Annotated in this window: 16 protein-coding genes; 4 read left to right on the top strand and 12 right to left on the bottom strand. The window is 47.5% G+C overall.

Going from position 1 to position 16,190, the window contains the following annotated elements:
* Position 1: 1 nt before the first annotated feature.
* From HNP82_RS03970 to HNP82_RS03945, 6 genes are read right to left on the bottom strand one after another with little or no spacing between them, the layout of a single operon-like run.
* On the bottom strand, positions 2–385 hold the full coding sequence (locus HNP82_RS03970) for a metal-dependent transcriptional regulator (protein ID WP_183771750.1): 384 nt from the start codon (positions 383–385) through the stop codon (positions 2–4).
* Between the two features lie 10 nt (positions 386–395).
* Positions 396–2,132 (bottom strand): ABC transporter ATP-binding protein, encoded by a 1,737-nt coding sequence (locus HNP82_RS03965; protein ID WP_183771748.1) that lies wholly within the window; start codon positions 2,130–2,132, stop codon positions 396–398.
* A gap of 14 nt (positions 2,133–2,146) precedes the next feature.
* Positions 2,147–3,892 carry an ABC transporter ATP-binding protein gene (locus tag HNP82_RS03960; protein ID WP_183771746.1) on the bottom strand — a complete coding sequence of 582 codons (1,746 nt, stop codon included), beginning with the start codon at positions 3,890–3,892 and terminating at the stop codon, positions 2,147–2,149.
* On the bottom strand, positions 3,889–5,361 hold the full coding sequence (locus tag HNP82_RS03955; protein WP_183771744.1) for an ABC transporter ATP-binding protein: 1,473 nt from the start codon (positions 5,359–5,361) through the stop codon (positions 3,889–3,891). Before HNP82_RS03955 ends, HNP82_RS03960 begins: the two co-directional genes overlap by 4 nt.
* 12 nt (positions 5,362–5,373) lie before the next feature.
* Complete coding sequence (locus tag HNP82_RS03950; protein ID WP_183771742.1) at positions 5,374–6,114, bottom strand: energy-coupling factor transporter transmembrane component T; 741 nt, start codon at positions 6,112–6,114, stop codon at positions 5,374–5,376.
* Positions 6,114–6,698, bottom strand: a complete 585-nt coding sequence (locus tag HNP82_RS03945) for an MptD family putative ECF transporter S component (protein ID WP_183771740.1) — start codon at positions 6,696–6,698, stop codon at positions 6,114–6,116. Before HNP82_RS03945 ends, HNP82_RS03950 begins: the two co-directional genes overlap by 1 nt.
* A 201-nt stretch (positions 6,699–6,899) precedes the next feature.
* Between HNP82_RS03945 and HNP82_RS03940 the strand changes: the two genes are divergently transcribed.
* Entirely contained in the window at positions 6,900–7,892 is a 993-nt protein-coding gene (locus tag HNP82_RS03940) for a helix-turn-helix domain-containing protein (protein WP_183771738.1), read from the top strand.
* Between the two features lie 9 nt (positions 7,893–7,901).
* On the opposite strand, the gene HNP82_RS03935 is transcribed toward HNP82_RS03940, so the two are convergent.
* Genes HNP82_RS03935 through HNP82_RS03925 form a run of 3 tightly spaced genes read right to left on the bottom strand, consistent with a single transcriptional unit; the run spans position 7,902 to position 10,724 of the window.
* Positions 7,902–9,404 (bottom strand): ABC transporter ATP-binding protein, encoded by a 1,503-nt coding sequence (locus tag HNP82_RS03935; RefSeq protein ID WP_183771736.1) that lies wholly within the window; start codon positions 9,402–9,404, stop codon positions 7,902–7,904.
* Between the two features lie 4 nt (positions 9,405–9,408).
* Positions 9,409–10,146 carry an energy-coupling factor transporter transmembrane component T gene (locus HNP82_RS03930; protein WP_183771733.1) on the bottom strand — a complete coding sequence of 246 codons (738 nt, stop codon included), beginning with the start codon at positions 10,144–10,146 and terminating at the stop codon, positions 9,409–9,411.
* Positions 10,146–10,724: an MptD family putative ECF transporter S component gene (locus tag HNP82_RS03925; protein ID WP_183771731.1), complete on the bottom strand. Its 579-nt coding sequence runs from the start codon at positions 10,722–10,724 to the stop codon at positions 10,146–10,148. Before HNP82_RS03925 ends, HNP82_RS03930 begins: the two co-directional genes overlap by 1 nt.
* A 227-nt stretch (positions 10,725–10,951) precedes the next feature.
* Between HNP82_RS03925 and HNP82_RS03920 the strand changes: the two genes are divergently transcribed.
* From HNP82_RS03920 to HNP82_RS03910, 3 genes are all read left to right on the top strand, one after another.
* Positions 10,952–11,917, top strand: a complete 966-nt coding sequence (locus HNP82_RS03920; protein WP_183771729.1) for a helix-turn-helix domain-containing protein — start codon at positions 10,952–10,954, stop codon at positions 11,915–11,917.
* 271 nt (positions 11,918–12,188) lie between these two features.
* Complete coding sequence (locus tag HNP82_RS03915; RefSeq protein WP_183771727.1) at positions 12,189–12,908, top strand: hypothetical protein; 720 nt, start codon at positions 12,189–12,191, stop codon at positions 12,906–12,908.
* Positions 12,909–13,084: 176 nt separating this feature from the next.
* Positions 13,085–13,696, top strand: a complete 612-nt coding sequence (locus tag HNP82_RS03910; protein WP_183771725.1) for a SprT-like domain-containing protein — start codon at positions 13,085–13,087, stop codon at positions 13,694–13,696.
* A 397-nt stretch (positions 13,697–14,093) separates the two neighbouring features.
* On the opposite strand, the gene mobV is transcribed toward HNP82_RS03910, so the two are convergent.
* From mobV to HNP82_RS03895, 3 genes are all read right to left on the bottom strand, one after another.
* On the bottom strand, positions 14,094–15,038 hold the full coding sequence (gene mobV / locus HNP82_RS03905) for a MobV family relaxase (RefSeq protein WP_183771723.1): 945 nt from the start codon (positions 15,036–15,038) through the stop codon (positions 14,094–14,096).
* A gap of 183 nt (positions 15,039–15,221) precedes the next feature.
* Complete coding sequence (locus tag HNP82_RS03900; protein WP_183771721.1) at positions 15,222–15,617, bottom strand: replication initiator protein A; 396 nt, start codon at positions 15,615–15,617, stop codon at positions 15,222–15,224.
* Between the two features lie 111 nt (positions 15,618–15,728).
* Positions 15,729–16,142: a cysteine-rich VLP domain-containing protein gene (locus HNP82_RS03895; protein ID WP_089702187.1), complete on the bottom strand. Its 414-nt coding sequence runs from the start codon at positions 16,140–16,142 to the stop codon at positions 15,729–15,731.
* Positions 16,143–16,190 lie beyond the last annotated feature (48 nt).

The raw sequence follows: 16,190 nt of genomic DNA, 5'->3' as shown, positions 1-16,190 counted from the left end.
CTTATGGCTCACCATTTTCATTCTCACTTTGGTATTTTTCTTTCAACCGGCAAAAAGTTTCATCGCTGACCACATGTTCAATACGGCAGGCATCTTTTTCCGCGATTTTCAGATCGACACCGGCCTCCATAAGCCATGCAGTAAAAAACCGATGCCGCTCATAAATTTTTTCTGCGATCTTACGCCCCTGTTCTGTCAGATGGAGAAAGTGATCTTCGTCCATAATGAGGAATCCGCCCTCCTGCAGGACTGCTACTGCATGGCAGACACTGGGCTTGGATACTCCAAGATGCCGGGCCACGTCCACGGAACGCACCATACCCATTTTCTTATGGAGTACAAGAATGGCTTCCAAATAATCCTCCCCGGACGCATAGAGTTTCATAAAGCCCCCTTTACTGAACCAATTTCCAGCCGATGGCCTCCTGTCTGGCCGATACAAAGTCAGCATATAAGCCTTTCTGCTGGATCAGCTCTGCATGAGTGCCGCACTGGACAATGTGAGCATTGTTTAACACAAGGATCTGGTCGGCGTTCCGAACGGTTTTCAGCCGATGGGCAATCATAATAATCGTTTTGTCATGGGTCAATGCCTCGATAGCCCGCTGCAATTCATCCTCATTCTCCGAGTCAACGCTGCTTGTTGCCTCGTCCAAAATGATGATGGGCGCATTTTTCAGCATAGCGCGGGCGATGGAAATACGCTGTTTCTCACCGCCGGACAAGGTGCCGCCGCCCTCGCCAATCACAGTATCATAACCTTCCGGCAGAGCGGAAATAAAGTCATGGCAGCAAGCCTTTTTCGCCGCCTCAACCACCTGCTCATGGGTAGCGTCCGGGCAGCCAAACTTGATATTGTTCTCAATCGTATCTGCAAAGAGGTACACGCTCTGAAACACCATCGAGATATTCTTCATCAGGCTGTCCAGTTTGAAATCCCGTACATCCGTACCGCCTATGGTAATCTTCCCGGCGTTCACATCCCAAAAGCGGGCAATCAGGTTGCACATCGTTGTCTTACCTGCCCCGGAAGGGCCTACAATGGCCGTAGTCGTTTTTTCGGGAATGGTAAAGCTGACCTGATCCAATATCTTGCGGTCTGCGTAGGAAAAATCCACCTTGTCAAACACGATTTCGCTGGACTTCGGCGTAATGTCAGTGCCTTTCTCGTCCATCATCGGCGTGTCATCAATGGAGTTTGCCGTATCCATCGAGGCCGCCAGCATTTGCAGCAGAGAGGCCATATTCCCGGCGTTCTCCAAATCGTTGAACACCATAAAAGAAGCGATTACCAAAATCAGGCCGTAGGCCAGCGGCAAAGAGCCATCCAGCCAGAACCAGACTGAGGCCAGCAACAGCAGGACGCTGAACACCCGGACAACCACTTGCTTGATAGCGTCATAGGGAACGCTGGCTTTTGTCAGTTTCAGGTTATCCCGGCAGCTTGCCTGAATAGCGTTTCCAATGGATTGTGTGCTGTCCCGTTCAAGGCCAAATGCTTTGACAATCCCCATGCCCTGAATGTACTCCAACACGGACTCCACAAGGGACTCCTGCGTGTGCTGGCGCACCGAGCTTAGGGCCGCAGACTTGCGGAGGGCCAGTTCCGCCGCTGCAAGATAAAGAAGGACACCGACAGCAGCCACAAGCCCGATCCGCCAGTCGAATATCAGCAGGACAATGACAAGAGCCACCGAGTTGAAAAATCCGCCCAGTACAGACACCAGGACACGAGCCGCCGAGTTCTCTACATCGCCCAAAGTCGTTGTGACAATGGCGGTAATGTTCCCGATACTATTCTTGTTGAAGTAGCCCATCGGGATATAGCGCAGCCGATCTCCGATGTGGATACGCTTTTCCGCTACCATGCAATAGCCGGTTTCCGTTTGCTCCATCGTGGAAAAGTAGGTCGTGATGATACGCCCGATGAGGGATACCGCCATAATTCCCAACGAAATCCAGATAAACTTTCCGTCCCGGTTGTCAGATACCAGCGCACCGATCACTACAAAGAGGGCGGCAAACTGCATGGCTGAAAACAGCCCGGACAGGAACGCAAACAACAGGGATTTTTTCAAAAGCCCCTTTTTGCTGCCTGCAAAAGCAAAGATTTTTTTCAATGTTCCATACATCTGACAACGCCCCCTTACATCTGGTCTTTCGCGCCGATATGCGCCTGCCACATATCCCGGTAGAGGGGGCAGATTTCCAACAGTTTCTCATGCGTCCCCTGTGCGTGGACGGTTCCATCCTTCACAACAACGATGTTGTCCGCGCCAACAATGGTAGACAGTCGGTGTGCAATCACAATCAGGGTCTTGCCGACAGTTAAAGCGGAAATGGCTTTCTGTACCAGCGCCTCGTTCTCGGGGTCAATGTAGGCTGTTGCCTCGTCTAAAATGACAACCGGCGCATTTTTCAGCATGGCGCGGGCGATGGCAATACGCTGGCGCTCCCCGCCGGAAAGGTGGGAACCGGCGCTGCCGACAATCGTATCATAGCCATTGTCCAGCTTGCGGATAAAGGTATCGCAACCGCTTTGTTTGGCGGCCTGTTCTACCTCCGCGTCTGTGGCGCTGGGCTTTCCCATACGGATGTTTTCCCTGATACTGCGGTTAAAAAGATAGTTGTCCTGGGACACATAGGAAATCTGGTCTGAAATTTCGGACAGCGGAATATCTTTCAATTCATAACCTCCGAGGGTAATGCTGCCGGATGTAACATCCCAATACCCGGCAATCAGTTTTGCCACCGTGGATTTACCGGAGCCGGACGGCCCCACAAGGGCGGTCATGGTTCCGGGGCGAATGACAAGGTTCACATCATGCAAAACCTCTGTTGTCCCGTCATAGGAAAAAGACACAGACCTAAGAGAAATGCCGGTGTCTGCCAGCTTGACCGGCGTATCCTTATGGTTCAATTCTTCAGCGTTCAAAAGCTGGCTGATTTCTTCCACATTTGTCCCCAATACGGCCAAATCGTCCGTAAAGGTAAAGGCCGCGATAATCGGTCCAATCAGTCCCAGCGAAAAAATTACGATAGACAGGAAGGCGGAAAGTTCCAGGCTGCCGGAGAGCCAGAACGCGAAGCCGCAGGGTAGCACACAAATCAGCACCGAGGGCAGAATGGCGTTGTAGGCGCTCATGGTTTTCTGGTTTTCTCTCATCCAGTCCACATAGTAGTTAGCGTTATAGTTTACTGCGTCAGAATATTTTTTGTAGGAACCGGCGGATTGACTAAACGCTTTGACTACCTCAATCCCACCAATGTACTCTACAATGGCGTTTGCCATCTGCTTTCCCGCTTTGACCGCGCCCTCCCATTTGACGGGATAGTTCTTCATGCCAGCGGACATAACAGCAAGGCCCACCACCAGCGTGACAAGGGACAGGAGAGCCATGCGCCAGTCCATGACGAACAGATATACGATAATCACCAAAGGCACCAGCACATTTGCAGTCATTTCCGGAATCAGGTGCGCGAAGGTTGGCTCCATCCCTTCTACCCGGTCAACAATCGTCGTTTTGTACTGGCCGGAGGTCGTATCTAAAATCGTCCCCATCGGGACGCGGGCCAGTTTGGTGGTGATATTCTCCCGTAGATCGCGCAGCGTGTAATAGGTCGCTGTGTGAGAAATTGTTGTGGAAAGATTTGAGAATATGACTTTTCCCAAATAACCGCAAAGCGCAATAACACAAGCTGCTGTATAGTGCGAAAAATTCTGATCCCCGGACAACATCAGCGTAACAATATGAGCTACACAGAAATAAGGCACCATCTGGCAGGCTACGCCTAATACCGCAAGAGCAATGCTGCCGATGAATTTCCTGTGATAGGGTTTGCCCCATCCCCATAAGACACCTATGGGTGACTCTTTCTTTTCTTCTTTCATTTTACAGATACCCCCTTTATGAAATAGTTTCTGATTTTTTCAAGACCCGCCTCATCCATTTGGAATTGGTCAATGATGGAACCGTTCTCAAAATGGACAATATCCGTACAACAGTCTAATATTAACTCAAGATCATGAGTAATGACATACACGGTAATACCTGTGTCCCTGACTTGTCGCAGGACATTTGCAACCTCCTTCATGTGCTTATAATCAAGGCCGCTGGTCGGTTCATCAAAAAATAAGATAGAGCGTTTAGAAGCGATTGCCGAGGCAATCGCTACCCGCTGTTTTTGGCCGCCGGAAAGGGACATGGGGTGTCTGTCCTTGAAGCCTATCAAATCTAACTTGGCAAGGATTTCTTCTGCTTGTTCTTGATTTTCCTCCTCCATACTGATTAAAACTTCATCCAATACCGTTTCCGTAAAAAGCTGATGATTGACTTCCTGCATTACCATATAACAAGTATTTAACCTATCTTTAGGTCGATAAGTTCTGCCGTTCCAGATAACTTCACCACAACGCTTTTCCAAACCGCAGAAACATCGGGAGAAAGTGGATTTCCCGGCTCCATTATTCCCGATAATACCTACGATACGATTTGCAGGGATTTCACATTCACGAATGTGAAGTGTTTCTGGTTCATTTTTGTATGCAAAGCAAAAGTTATGAAGTTCCATTTGTTCTCTGGCCGGCGGCAATGCTTTAGGCGGCAGCAAATCTTCAAGAATAAAGGTGCGTAGCCCTAAATTGACTCTCTGCTGCTCCGACAGGCGCTCAAACTCTGCTGCGGAGTAATCCTTTTCTACTTTCCCAGCGGTAATATAAATAAAACGATCTGCAAGGCCGCGCAGATAGTAGAGTCGGTGTTCCGATACGATAACCGTTTTCCCTTGCGACTTCCAGAAGGCAAGCGTGGCTCTCAAATCAAGAATAGAAGAAGCGTCAAGATTGGATGATGGTTCATCCATGACAAGTACATCCGGTTCCATAATTGATACACCGGCACAGGCGATTTTCTGTTTTTCTCCGCCGGAAAGATGGAAAATATTGCGCCCCATCAGTTTCTCTAAACGAAAATCCCGGACGGTTTTTTCTAATCGTTCCCGAATACTTTGCTCCGGCTGGCCGAGATTTTCACATCCAAATGTAATTTCACTGGTCGTATCTACATTAAAAAATTGAGAGCGTGGATTTTGAAATACGCTGCCAACCGTTTTCGCAGTATCATAAAGGGGCTGCTCCGAAACCTTTGCCCCGTTCACCCACACTTCTCCGTTCATTTTTCCTTCATAGTAGTGCGGAATTAGTCCGTTAATTAGTCGGGTAATTGTCGTTTTCCCGCAGCCGCTTTCGCCACAAAGCACGATAAATTGGCCATCTTCTATGTTCAGGTTTATATCCTGAACCCCACCGGCACTCTCATTTTCTTCTCCATAAGAGAAGGTCACATGGTCGATCCGTATCACAGGCTCACCTCCTCAAAAAGCAATTTGCTGCTGCAATAAAAATAAAACAAAACAGATGATACAGAACAAGATTGCAACCACATCTTGAAAATGAAAACCGATCTGACATACATTTGTGCGTCTAACGGGGGCACCCAGCCCCCGGGTCAACGCAGCAGCAGATAGTTCATCGCCAATCTTCACAACGGATACCATCAATGGAACAAGCCTGTATTCTACCATCAGAAAAGGATTTTTTCCGCCAAAACGGATGTTCCGCATTTTCATTGCGTCCCGGATTGCCTGATATTCTTCGCTGATTGTAGGGAAAAAGCGGAAAATCACAGACATAGGAATGACGATTTTTTCTGTAATGTGCATACGCTCCATTGCGCCGATAAATTCACTAACCGAAGTCGATGAAATCAAATAGGCTCCCGTCATGATGCCAGGTGCAAACCGTGTCATGATAGATGTAATCGCAAGCACAATAAAAGAAAGCAGGCCGCTCAATGTTGTAAGGGCTATCCGTTCTAACACAAAACAAGCCACATATAATAGCAAATACTTTCCTGCCGTTTTGAAACGACGCTCCGATAAAATCAACACAAAAGGCACAAGGCTTAAACAGGGCTTGACAATATTCATAATTCCTTCGTTGCTGGTACTGAACATCAGTGTCGTAATCGTCAACAATAGGACGAGCTTTGTGCGAGGGTCAAGCAATATCCCTTTTCTATTTTCGGTTGTTGCAGAGAATGATACCCCGTTCATTACACAATTCCCGCTTTAGCAAAATGCTTTTTCAGAAGCGCCTTACCCAACAGACCGCCCAAAATTGCAAAGACAAAAATTCCGACGATTACCAGAACAATGCTCCACATAGGCATGACAGCCATTACCCGATCAGCGTATTCCTCACCGAAGCTGGCCGCAAAACTGGCCCAGGAGTCCTCTACCATGAAATACATGGGAATGTATGTACCAACCATCCAAAGACTGAATACCGCATAACCAACCAGGCTCTTTTTGGCACTTTTATAACCACCAGATTTCAAAATCAAATCCCCCAGTAAGCCAAAGATTACGCCCATGGGTACGCCCCAGAACCCCATTCCGGTCAACCCCATCAGCAAACCACTTAAAATCCCCATTATCGTAACCATGCCGAATTTCTTCACTCTTGTCAAGAACAGCATGAAAGGAATACCTGTAATCAAAGACCACAGGGCACCGAGGATCGGTAGAAAGATGGGGACAAACCCAATGGGAATGGCGACACAGCAGCCAATCACGAAGTAGAGAACAGTGAACAGACCCAAGTTAATCAGGTCCTTTGCTTGTAACTTGTTGCTCATAACGAATACCTCCATTCATTTACTGGTTAGATAACACTAACACAAAACAGAATATCAGATATTCTTACGTTTCTCTACGACCTATCAGCTTTTTGGCTCCAAACAGCAACGAGTTTTCCCGTTGACCGGATCATCCAGCCAGACTATAATATAAAAGTAGCCTTTGACAACCAATTCTCATTCATACTAAAGGAGTTCCATATGAAAATTGATGATATTCTGAAAAAGTGTATTGAAATCCCCGGTATATCAATAAAAAGCAGTGAAACCAGTACAGAACTTCTTTTCAAGAGTACATCCGGAAAAGGGTCCATGACTTTCTACTCTCTTTTTCCGGGTTTTAACCTGGCATATATTTTTGTTAATTCTCCCATATGGCCTGCACCGGATTTCCATGAAAATGGCTCCAATGCAACAGGACCTCTTTTATTCAATTATTGTGTTACAGGACGCTGTGAAATTGTCCTTAATAACGGAAACTATGTTTATCTTAAAGACAATGATCTGTCTTTCACGGAACATTTTGCTCAGAGTCAATATCAGTATCCCCGGCACATTTATGAAGGGCTGGAATTTTTTATTGATCTTACAACGATCGCAAATGAAAACACATGGCTGCTGCGGGAATTTGGCATTGACTTTCATCAAATTGTAAAGCATTACTGTCCGGAAGAAAGCACCTACATATCCCCGGCCCCTACAGAAGCAGAAACCATTTTAAAAAAACTTTGGGAACTTTTTGATTTACCAGACCCTGTTGCTGTCACCCAGATGAAGATTTATTCTCTGGCGCTGTTTTCATATTTACAAAATCTTGATAACCTTCCTCCTTCACAGGCATGTACATTTTTTACAGAAACACAGGTAGATATTGCGAAGCAGGTGGAAAAAATCATCACTTCCGACCTGCGCCAGCACCATCCAGCATGGGAATTGGCCGCCCGCTTTTCTGTCAGTGAAACCAGCCTGAAAAATTATTTTCGTGGCGTTTATGGTCAAAACATTTCTGTATATCTGCGTGAAATACGGCTAAAAAAAGCTGCTGAATTATTTGCTTCAACCAAATTGTCTGTATCTGAAGTAGCAGAACAGGTGGGCTATATGAACCAAAGTAAGTTTGCTGCTGTATTCAAAAAGCAATATGGACAAACGCCGTTGGAATACCGCCGTTCCATACATTTAAAGCAAGGTTAAACTTATTCGTTACCCTGTTCCCATATCCTGTAGGAAAAACTTGAGCAGCCGATTTCGGCCATCGTTGTTTTCTATGGAATAACTTTCCTGAATTTGCCCGTTTTCTAAGTGAAGGACATAATTACAGCACCGTAAAATAAATTCCGGGTCATGAGTCACTACAAGCGCAGTTCTCCCGGTATCTGCCACTTGATTGACAACATTGGCAACCTGCCTCATGTGAAAAAGGTCAAGGCCGCTTGTTGGCTCATCGAATAAAATCAGAGGGCGCTCCGAAGCAATCGCAGAGGCAACTGCCACACGCTGCTTCTGGCCGCCTGACAGCCCCATCGGGTGGCAGTCCTCATAAGACAGCAAGTCCATCTCCTTTAAGATTTCTCTTGCTCTTTGCTTATCTTCGGTTCCCATACTGAGCAGAATTTCATCCAGAACACTTTCGGTAAAAAGCTGATGGTTTACATCCTGCATAACCATATAGCAGAGTTTCAATCGTTCTTTCCTGGAATAAATCTTGCTCCGGTCCTGCACCGTCCCCTTGAAGTGCTTTTCCAATCCGCAGAGGCACCGGGCAAAGGTGGATTTTCCCGCACCGTTATGTCCGATAATAGCCGTGGCGCTGCCGGATGGGAAAGTAGTTTCCGTTATATGCAAAGTTTCCGGCTCATGCTTATAGGCAAAGGACACATTCTTTATCGTCCAAACCGCCTCATTTATTCGCTGCGGCGGCCCTTCAACTCCTGAAAGCCCTGCAAGTTCAAGAGGCCGAAGCCCCATTTCCTCTCGCTGTTTTGCTGACAGGCGGCAAAACTCCTCCGCTGTATAATCTCCTTCAATTTCTCCGTCTTTCAGATACAGAACGCGGTCAAAGAGGCCAGACAGATAGTACAGCCGGTGTTCAGAGATGATGATGGTCATTCCTTGCGATTTCAAAGCAAAGAGAAGCTTCCGAAAATCAGCGATAGCGTATGTGTCAAGGTTGGATGATGGTTCATCCAGCACATAAACATCCGGGGCAATCGCTGCTGCCGATCCGCAGGCGATTTTTTGTTTTTCACCCCCGGATAAAGAAAAAATACTTCTATCAAGCAGCGGCTCCAGCTTTAACTGTGCAGCTACACGCTTTACCCGTTCGCGCACAATATCTTCAGCCATGCCGTGGTTCTCCGGGCCGAAAGCCAGTTCGCTGGTCGTGTCCACATTAAAAAACTGAGAACGCGGATTTTGAAATACAGAACCGACTTTTAGAGAAATATCAAACAGTGACAGGTCGCGGGTATCCTTTCCATCCAGATAGACGGAGCCGGTATAAGTCCCCTCATGGTAATGAGGAATAAGGCCGTTGAACAGACGGGTCATCGTTGTTTTCCCGCAGCCGGAAGTTCCGCAAAGCAGGACAAAAGAACCGTCCTCAATGGTGCAGGAAATATGTTTCAAAGCGCCGACCGCCTGCTTTTCACTGTCAGGCAAACCGCTCGCTGGATAGGAAAATGACACATCCCTACATTCAATCACTTCATCACCCCCTTGCAGCCAGCACATAAATTTGTGCTGCGAAGGCACCGAGGCAGATCAGCAGAAAAAGAATATCCTGCACATGAAAGCCCAACTTACAGATATTTGTCCGCTTCACAGGGCCGCCCAAGCCCCGTGTGAGAGCTGCCTGAGAGAGTTCCTCACCAATTTTGACGGAGCAGATCATCATGGGAACAATCCGATACGCTAAAATCGCGCCGGCTTTTCCGCCGCCAAAGCGGACACCACGCATTCGCATGGCGTCCCCAATGGCGCTCCATTCTTCTGCAACCGTAGGGAAGAAACGAAACATCACGGACATGGGAATAGTGATTTGCTGTGGCAGGTGGAGCCGTTCCATTGCCGCGACAAATTCACTAACCGTTGTTGTTGTCACAACGAAATATCCCATAACCACACTGGGCGTAAACCTTAGCAGGATACCAACGATGGCTACTACGATATAGTTTGCTATACCTGTCAGGCGGGACAGGCCAAACATTTCCAGGCACAAGCTGCCCCCAAAAATCAGGATATAGAGAACAGCGCCTTTCCATTTCCTGGCCGCTAACAAAAGCAGCAGAGGGATGGCCGCCAGCACGATGATGTAATACTGCATGATACCTTCATATGAACCGCCTAAAATAAAAACGGCTATGGTAATCAGTACCGCCAGTTTTGTCCGGGGGTCTAATAAAATTCCACTGTTGTTTTTTTGACTTGCAAGAAGTTCGCGGCTCATTACACAATTCCCGCCCGCTCAAAGTGCTTTTTGAAAATCTTCTGTCCAATCAGGCCACCCACAAGACCGCTGACAAAAGCAGCTACCAGAAGTACCGGCAAAATCCAGTCAGGCATATAGGCCATGAGCGTGTCGGCATATTCCTGACCATAACCGGGAAGCAGGCTCTGGTAGTAAGCGTCACGCGTCACAACGATGGGAATAAAGGCACCGATTACCCACATGGAAAAAACGCCGTGGATCAGCACTTCACGCTTAGCGTTTTTGTAGTCACAGGCTTTCATCATAAAATCGGAAATCAGGCCGAAGATCAGCCCGGTGGGAATGCACCAATAGCCCATGCCGGTCAGCAGCATGATGATACCGAGCAGCACCCCGCAGATGGTAAGCATACCGAATTTCTTGATTTTGGAGAAGAACAACATCATCGGAATACCGCCCACAAGCGGCACGATCACGCTGATAAGCGGAATGAAAATCGGGATAAAACCGATAGACGCCGCCGCAAAAATGACGATAAAATAAATCGCCGTGAAAATACCGATGTTGATTAAATCCTTTCCCTGCAATTTGTTCATTGCGAAACCTCCTAACATGATTGCTTTCTTTTTTTGATTAGACTTCGCTAACCAGTTCTAATGGTAGCACACATCAGATAATGCTTCTATGCACATATCGGTATTTTAGGCCCGTATAGCAAGGAGTTTTGACCTTTGGCCGGAATAACCATTGACCGGAAATTTTATCACCGATATAATAATATCAACGATTTTACATGATGAAAGGGGCGAAGCAGTTGCGTGATATGATATACAGCATTTTGGAAAACAGCAATTCCGTTTCAGGTGTGACCTTAAAAAACAGTCCAAATAGCAGCGAACTACTATTAGATCAGGCAAATGGTAAAGGGCGCATGACATTCCATACGCTCTTTCCGGGCCTGACATTAGCTTTTATTTTTGTAAATGCTCCTGTGTGGCCGGAGTCAGAAGCCAACTCAGAGTTAAGGCCATTATTGATAAACTATTGTATTTCCGGCAGAAGTGAACTGCTCCTCGATGATGGCTCATATATTTACCTGAAGGAAAACGACTTTTGTATCAGTGGGCAGACAGCGCAGAAAGAATACATCTTTCCTACACGGCAATATCAGGGCATAAAAATATACTTTGACCTTTCGCTCCTATTACAGTCCTGCGGCGAATTGATGAAATCTTTTTCCATTGATCTCATGTGCCTGGAAGAAAACTATTGCGCGAACCATAAAACATATATCAACGAAGCGGACAGCGAACTGGAAAATATATTTCAAAAACTCTGGCGGCTTTCGGAAAGACCGTCTGCCTTTCATTTGCAAATCTATACGCTTGAACTTATCCACCGGCTTCTCAACATGGAAATCCGGCCTCCGAAAACCTGCGGCTTCTACACGGAAACGCAGGTTGAAATTGCAAAAAGGGCAGCACAAATCCTTTCCGATGATCTTCGCCAGCACATTCCTGTACGGCAAATTGCAGAACGCTTTTCAGTCAGTGAAACCAGCCTGAAAAATTATTTTAGAGGGGTATATGGTCAAAATATATCTACTTGGCTGCGGGAAATCCGTATGAACGAAGCCGCAAGGCTTCTTTCGGACACAAAGCGTCCGATTGCTGAAATATCAGAGCAGGTTGGCTACTCCAATCAGGGGAAATTTGCAGCCGTATTCAAAAAACAGTTTGGACTATCTCCACTGGAATACAGGCGGTCAAAGAATTTGGAAAACGGATAAGACTAAAGCCGGGATTTGCCGCTTGGCAGCGAAATCCCGGCTTTACTTATGCTTAAAATTTCATGTGTAAATCAATTCTTAAAAAATAGCTTCCTGCATCTGCGCTCTTAGCATGTTCATCGGCCTCTAGTGCATGACCTCTATAATATTCTTCATAAAATGTGAAATCTTTTTATCAAAAAGCCTTGCTTTTCCACCCCAAATATGTAAGCTGTCACTCACAAGCAACAAAGGCAGCCAGCCAACAAAAATAAGAAAGGTGGAAAACAATATGAAGACAGGTAAAATCACAGCAAAACTCAGAGACGCGGTTCCCGTATGCCTCATCGTAGAAGGAAAAGAAGTAAAGCGCTATAAGAATATCGAACTTCCGGACGCTATCAAGGAAATCGAAATGCGGGACTTCCATTTCTACATCCCCCAGGACGGAAAGATCACCTTCCAGATCCATTATGAAAAAGGGGCATTACCAGACGTATTTCCGGCTCCGAGAGCGAAAATAGCAAGAGCGGAAAAGGCGGCCGCCAAGGCTGCAGCACAGACCAAAATGGAACAGGCAGAAACAGCGCAAAAGGAACAGAAAGCCCCAGGCACAGTACAAGAGCCGAAAGAAATCACCGCATTAGCAGTAATCAGGCCGCTGGATATGGCCGACCTGATCGCCGCGCCCCATACAGAAACCGCCGCCGCAGAACGCCCCGAAGAAAACTTGCAGGAAGCCGAAGCGGCCAGCCAGCAGGAAATTTCAAAAGACTCTATCGGTGAAACCGGACAGAATAAGGTAAACGAAGAAATTATCGTAGAAGTACCGAAAGACATGAAAATCCACTACAATGTAAATGGCCCCCGCAGAAAGGAACTTGCCGCCGCTGTAGGAAATTTCCTCGGAGCAAAGCCGCAATATATGAAAGCCCCGACATACTCCTATCAGGTAGGCAGCTACAACATCGGCAGAGACGTACCCTTACAGGAGAAGAAAACCCGGAATTAATCGCCGCATTGGCAGAACAAGGATTTCAGGCAGCCTAACATTTCAGCCCCGCCCCGGCGGGGCTTTGCCATTCTCAAAAAAGAGAGGGTTTGAAAACCTTTGAGCTTGCTTTTTGACCGAAAATATGTAAGCTGTCACTCACAGAAATAAAACATATCTTTAAGGAGGACGCCAATATGCTGCAAATATCCCAGATAATAAAGAAAACCGAGGAAATGTTCGACCAATTTAACCAGCATTTTTATAATAATGTACTCACCCGCCCGGCTATTACCGTATCCCCGGACGGCGGACGCGGAGCCTACGGCTGGTGCAGTATCCATGAAATATGGAACGCCAACGGAGAAAAATATCGGGAAATCAACCTCTGCGCCGAGTACCTGGATCGCCCTATTTCCGAACTCGCCGCAACCCTGCTCCATGAAATGGCACATCTCTACAATATCGTCCATGGCATCCAGGACGTAAGCAACAACGGCTATTACCACAACCTGAAATTCAAAGCCACCGCCGAAGCTCACGGCCTTCATATTGAAAAACATCCAAAATACGGCTGGACAATAACCACCCTATCTCCGGAAGCTGAAGCCTGGATCAAAGAAACATTAGGCAGCGACAGCATCCACGCCAGCCGCCTACAGACCATCGGGACAAGCAAGGGCGGCGGTAAGAAATCTCAAAACCGCAGTATCAAATACACATGCCCCTGCTGCGGCACCATCATCCGGGCTACCCGCCGGGTAAATGTAATATGCGCCGACTGCAATGAAGCATTTGAACCTGAATAACCAAGAAGCGCCACTCATAAAAATCAAAATATGGTTGGCGCTAAATTGTTCTCTACTATTATGAATATGTTTTTTTCTCTTTTATACTTTTTAGCGTTTCCGCCTTTTCCTAAATCAAGCATCCCGATGGGGTGCGTAATAGGGACATAACAAGATTAAGATTGGTTATATCCATTTGAGCCACAAAATTTTTCTCATATGTAATTCTGAAAATCCGTCCTCGATTACTTAAAAATCCCCATAAAACAAGGCATTTCAAAGACTTGGCAGGAAAATATGCCTTCTTTTCAATGCCCTATTTTTGTATGAAATGTTGTCCCTTTAGACAGTGTCCTCCATATTCAGTTTTCAAGGTACAATGCCGCACAGGGGCGGCGAAAATTTCTGCTTATATCTATCACCTTTCCTTTACCGTGTGCCGCTGCTGCCGTTTCAGTTCCGCCAGTATATCCGGCGGGATACGGTCAACCAGCCGCTGTAAATTGTCCAGTTCACTTTTCAGCTTTGCCCGTTCCATCGTATCTTTCATCTTGCCTTTTTCACTGGCCTTTGCCCTTGCTTTCAACTTCTCATTCTCCGCCAAAAGGTCATTGATTGTGACCTTGTACTTTTTCAACTGCCCGGAGAAGTTCTCCATCTGCGGGAACCACCTTTTCAGCATGGAGAGGGCTTCCTCTTTTTTCTTTCCGGCGTTCAATGGGTTAATGCCGTCAAGGGCGGCTTCAATGGCTCTGGCCTGTTTGGAGAGGGAAACAGCCTGTTTGAAAAGCCGGGTGGGGATATGCTTCCGGCCTGTCTTGCTGGCACTTTCCCCACGCTCCAAGTCAGGATATTTCTCCACCATATAGGCGTGAAAATCGTCCTGCCACTTCATCAGGTTTGCCCGGTTGCCGATAATCTCCTTAGCGCACAGGCGGTTGTCCTTTGTCAGCGGAACAAAGGTCAAATGCAGGTGGGGTGTTTTCTCGTCCATGTGTACCACCGCCGACACGATATTTTCCCGGCCTACCCGTACAATGAGGAAGTCCGCCGCCCTCTGGAAAAACGCCTGTATCTCCTTTGGGGATTTCCCCTTGAAAAACTCCGGGCTGGCGGTTATCAGCGTATCGACAAACCGTGTACTGTCTTTCCTTGTCCGGCATCCGGCCTGCTCGATACGGCTCTGAACGAAGTGGTAATAGCGTCCCTCCGGCTTGACGATATGGAAGTTGTATTTACTCCGGCTTGTGTCAATGTCGGGGTTGCTGGCGTATTGTTCTTTCTGTCTTTCGTGATGGGCTTCCAAAGGCCTTGCTGGGTTGCCCTTGTGCTTCTCAAACCGCAAAATTGCGTGTTGTGCCATTCTGCTCCTTTCCCCATTCCTTTCCTATCCGGGGTTTTCCACAGGGAAAATCCCGCCGGAATTATCTCTGATACGATAGGAATGGAATGGATATAAATAAATCATTTTAATCTCTGTATTTCTATATACCGTCCGGTTTTCGTACTTCAAGGGGGCGGTTTCCGTACTTCATGGGTACGGTTTTCAGTCCTCCGGCGTACCAGAACGGGATTTCTTGAAGTCGGTGTTTGGAACCACTTCATAGGATTTTGGGAAAATGCGGTTGGGTTTTCCCCAGCCCTGCTTCTGGATTTCCACCAGTCCGGCGTATTGCAGTTCCCGCAGGGTGTTCACCGCTTTCTGCCGCCCACAATGGAGCAGTGTGACCACTTCACAGATAGGGAAATACAGGAAAATCCGTCCGCAGTCATCCGCCCACCCATTCTTGCGGGATAACTCTGTCCGGCGCAGGATAAAGGCGTACAGAACCTTTGCCTCGTTGGACAGGGGCTTGAATGTGGGGGCTTCAAAGAGGAAATTCGGGAGCCGGGTGAAGCTGAACGCCTTTTCCGGCTGATGGATATAAATGGTATTTGTCATAGTGCGTTTTGTGGACGGTTAGAAGCCCGTTTTCCGGGGCGGGCGATACTTTATACCACCTGCCCCGGTTTAGGGCTTGCGAAGCCTGATAAATCAAGGCTTTTTTCGCTCCTAACTGTCCACAGCAGACCTCCTTTTCCGTTCGCTTTCTGTTTTCTGCCGCCTGTGAACTCTGGCGGCGCAGTCTGGGCAGTATTTTGCCCGGTTGGATTTGGGGACGAACACGCCGCCGCAGACCGCACAGCGTTTCAAGGCCTTATCCCGGAAAATCTCCGCTTCCAGCGTTCCGTCCAGCGGCAAGACCGCCCAGCGGAACCACTTACAGCAGACCGAGAAAGAAACCGTCTGCGGGCAGGTGCAGGTGTCCCCATCGTCAAGGACAATGCAGTTGCCATCCTCACAGCAACAGCACTCCCGGCGTATCAGGCTGGCCGCCTGTTTTCTCTGCGCCGGTGCCATGCGGTAAAGGGAACCGTCCGGCCTGCGTTCCAGCGGCGGCAAGTCTTTATAGGGGTTATCTCTCATGCGTTCCCTCCATTTTGCTTTCCGTTGCCGTTCTCCCCGAAAAGGTTT

Origin of the sequence: Catenibacillus scindens (assembly GCF_014202115.1) — a bacterium.
GTDB classification, from domain to species: domain Bacteria; phylum Bacillota; class Clostridia; order Lachnospirales; family Lachnospiraceae; genus Catenibacillus; species Catenibacillus scindens.
This window is presented reverse-complemented; position numbering and strand designations above follow the sequence as displayed.

Bases quoted from the DNA above. Each gene is read 5' to 3' on its own strand.
- HNP82_RS03900 (WP_183771721.1), bottom strand. From the start codon at position 15,617: ATGACAAATACCATTTATATCCATCAGCCGGAAAAGGCGTTCAGCTTC.
- HNP82_RS03895 (WP_089702187.1), bottom strand. From the start codon at position 16,142: ATGAGAGATAACCCCTATAAAGACTTGCCGCCGCTGGAACGCAGGCCG.
- HNP82_RS03910 (WP_183771725.1), top strand. From the start codon at position 13,085: ATGCTGCAAATATCCCAGATAATAAAGAAAACCGAGGAAATGTTCGAC.
- HNP82_RS03925 (WP_183771731.1), bottom strand. From the start codon at position 10,724: ATGAACAAATTGCAGGGAAAGGATTTAATCAACATCGGTATTTTCACG.
- HNP82_RS03920 (WP_183771729.1), top strand. From the start codon at position 10,952: ATGATATACAGCATTTTGGAAAACAGCAATTCCGTTTCAGGTGTGACC.
- HNP82_RS03915 (WP_183771727.1), top strand. From the start codon at position 12,189: ATGAAGACAGGTAAAATCACAGCAAAACTCAGAGACGCGGTTCCCGTA.
- HNP82_RS03950 (WP_183771742.1), bottom strand. From the start codon at position 6,114: ATGAACGGGGTATCATTCTCTGCAACAACCGAAAATAGAAAAGGGATA.
- HNP82_RS03940 (WP_183771738.1), top strand. From the start codon at position 6,900: ATGAAAATTGATGATATTCTGAAAAAGTGTATTGAAATCCCCGGTATA.
- HNP82_RS03960 (WP_183771746.1), bottom strand. From the start codon at position 3,892: ATGAAAGAAGAAAAGAAAGAGTCACCCATAGGTGTCTTATGGGGATGG.
- HNP82_RS03930 (WP_183771733.1), bottom strand. From the start codon at position 10,146: ATGAGCCGCGAACTTCTTGCAAGTCAAAAAAACAACAGTGGAATTTTA.
- HNP82_RS03965 (WP_183771748.1), bottom strand. From the start codon at position 2,132: ATGTATGGAACATTGAAAAAAATCTTTGCTTTTGCAGGCAGCAAAAAG.
- HNP82_RS03945 (WP_183771740.1), bottom strand. From the start codon at position 6,698: ATGAGCAACAAGTTACAAGCAAAGGACCTGATTAACTTGGGTCTGTTC.
- HNP82_RS03970 (WP_183771750.1), bottom strand. From the start codon at position 385: ATGAAACTCTATGCGTCCGGGGAGGATTATTTGGAAGCCATTCTTGTA.
- mobV (WP_183771723.1), bottom strand. From the start codon at position 15,038: ATGGCACAACACGCAATTTTGCGGTTTGAGAAGCACAAGGGCAACCCA.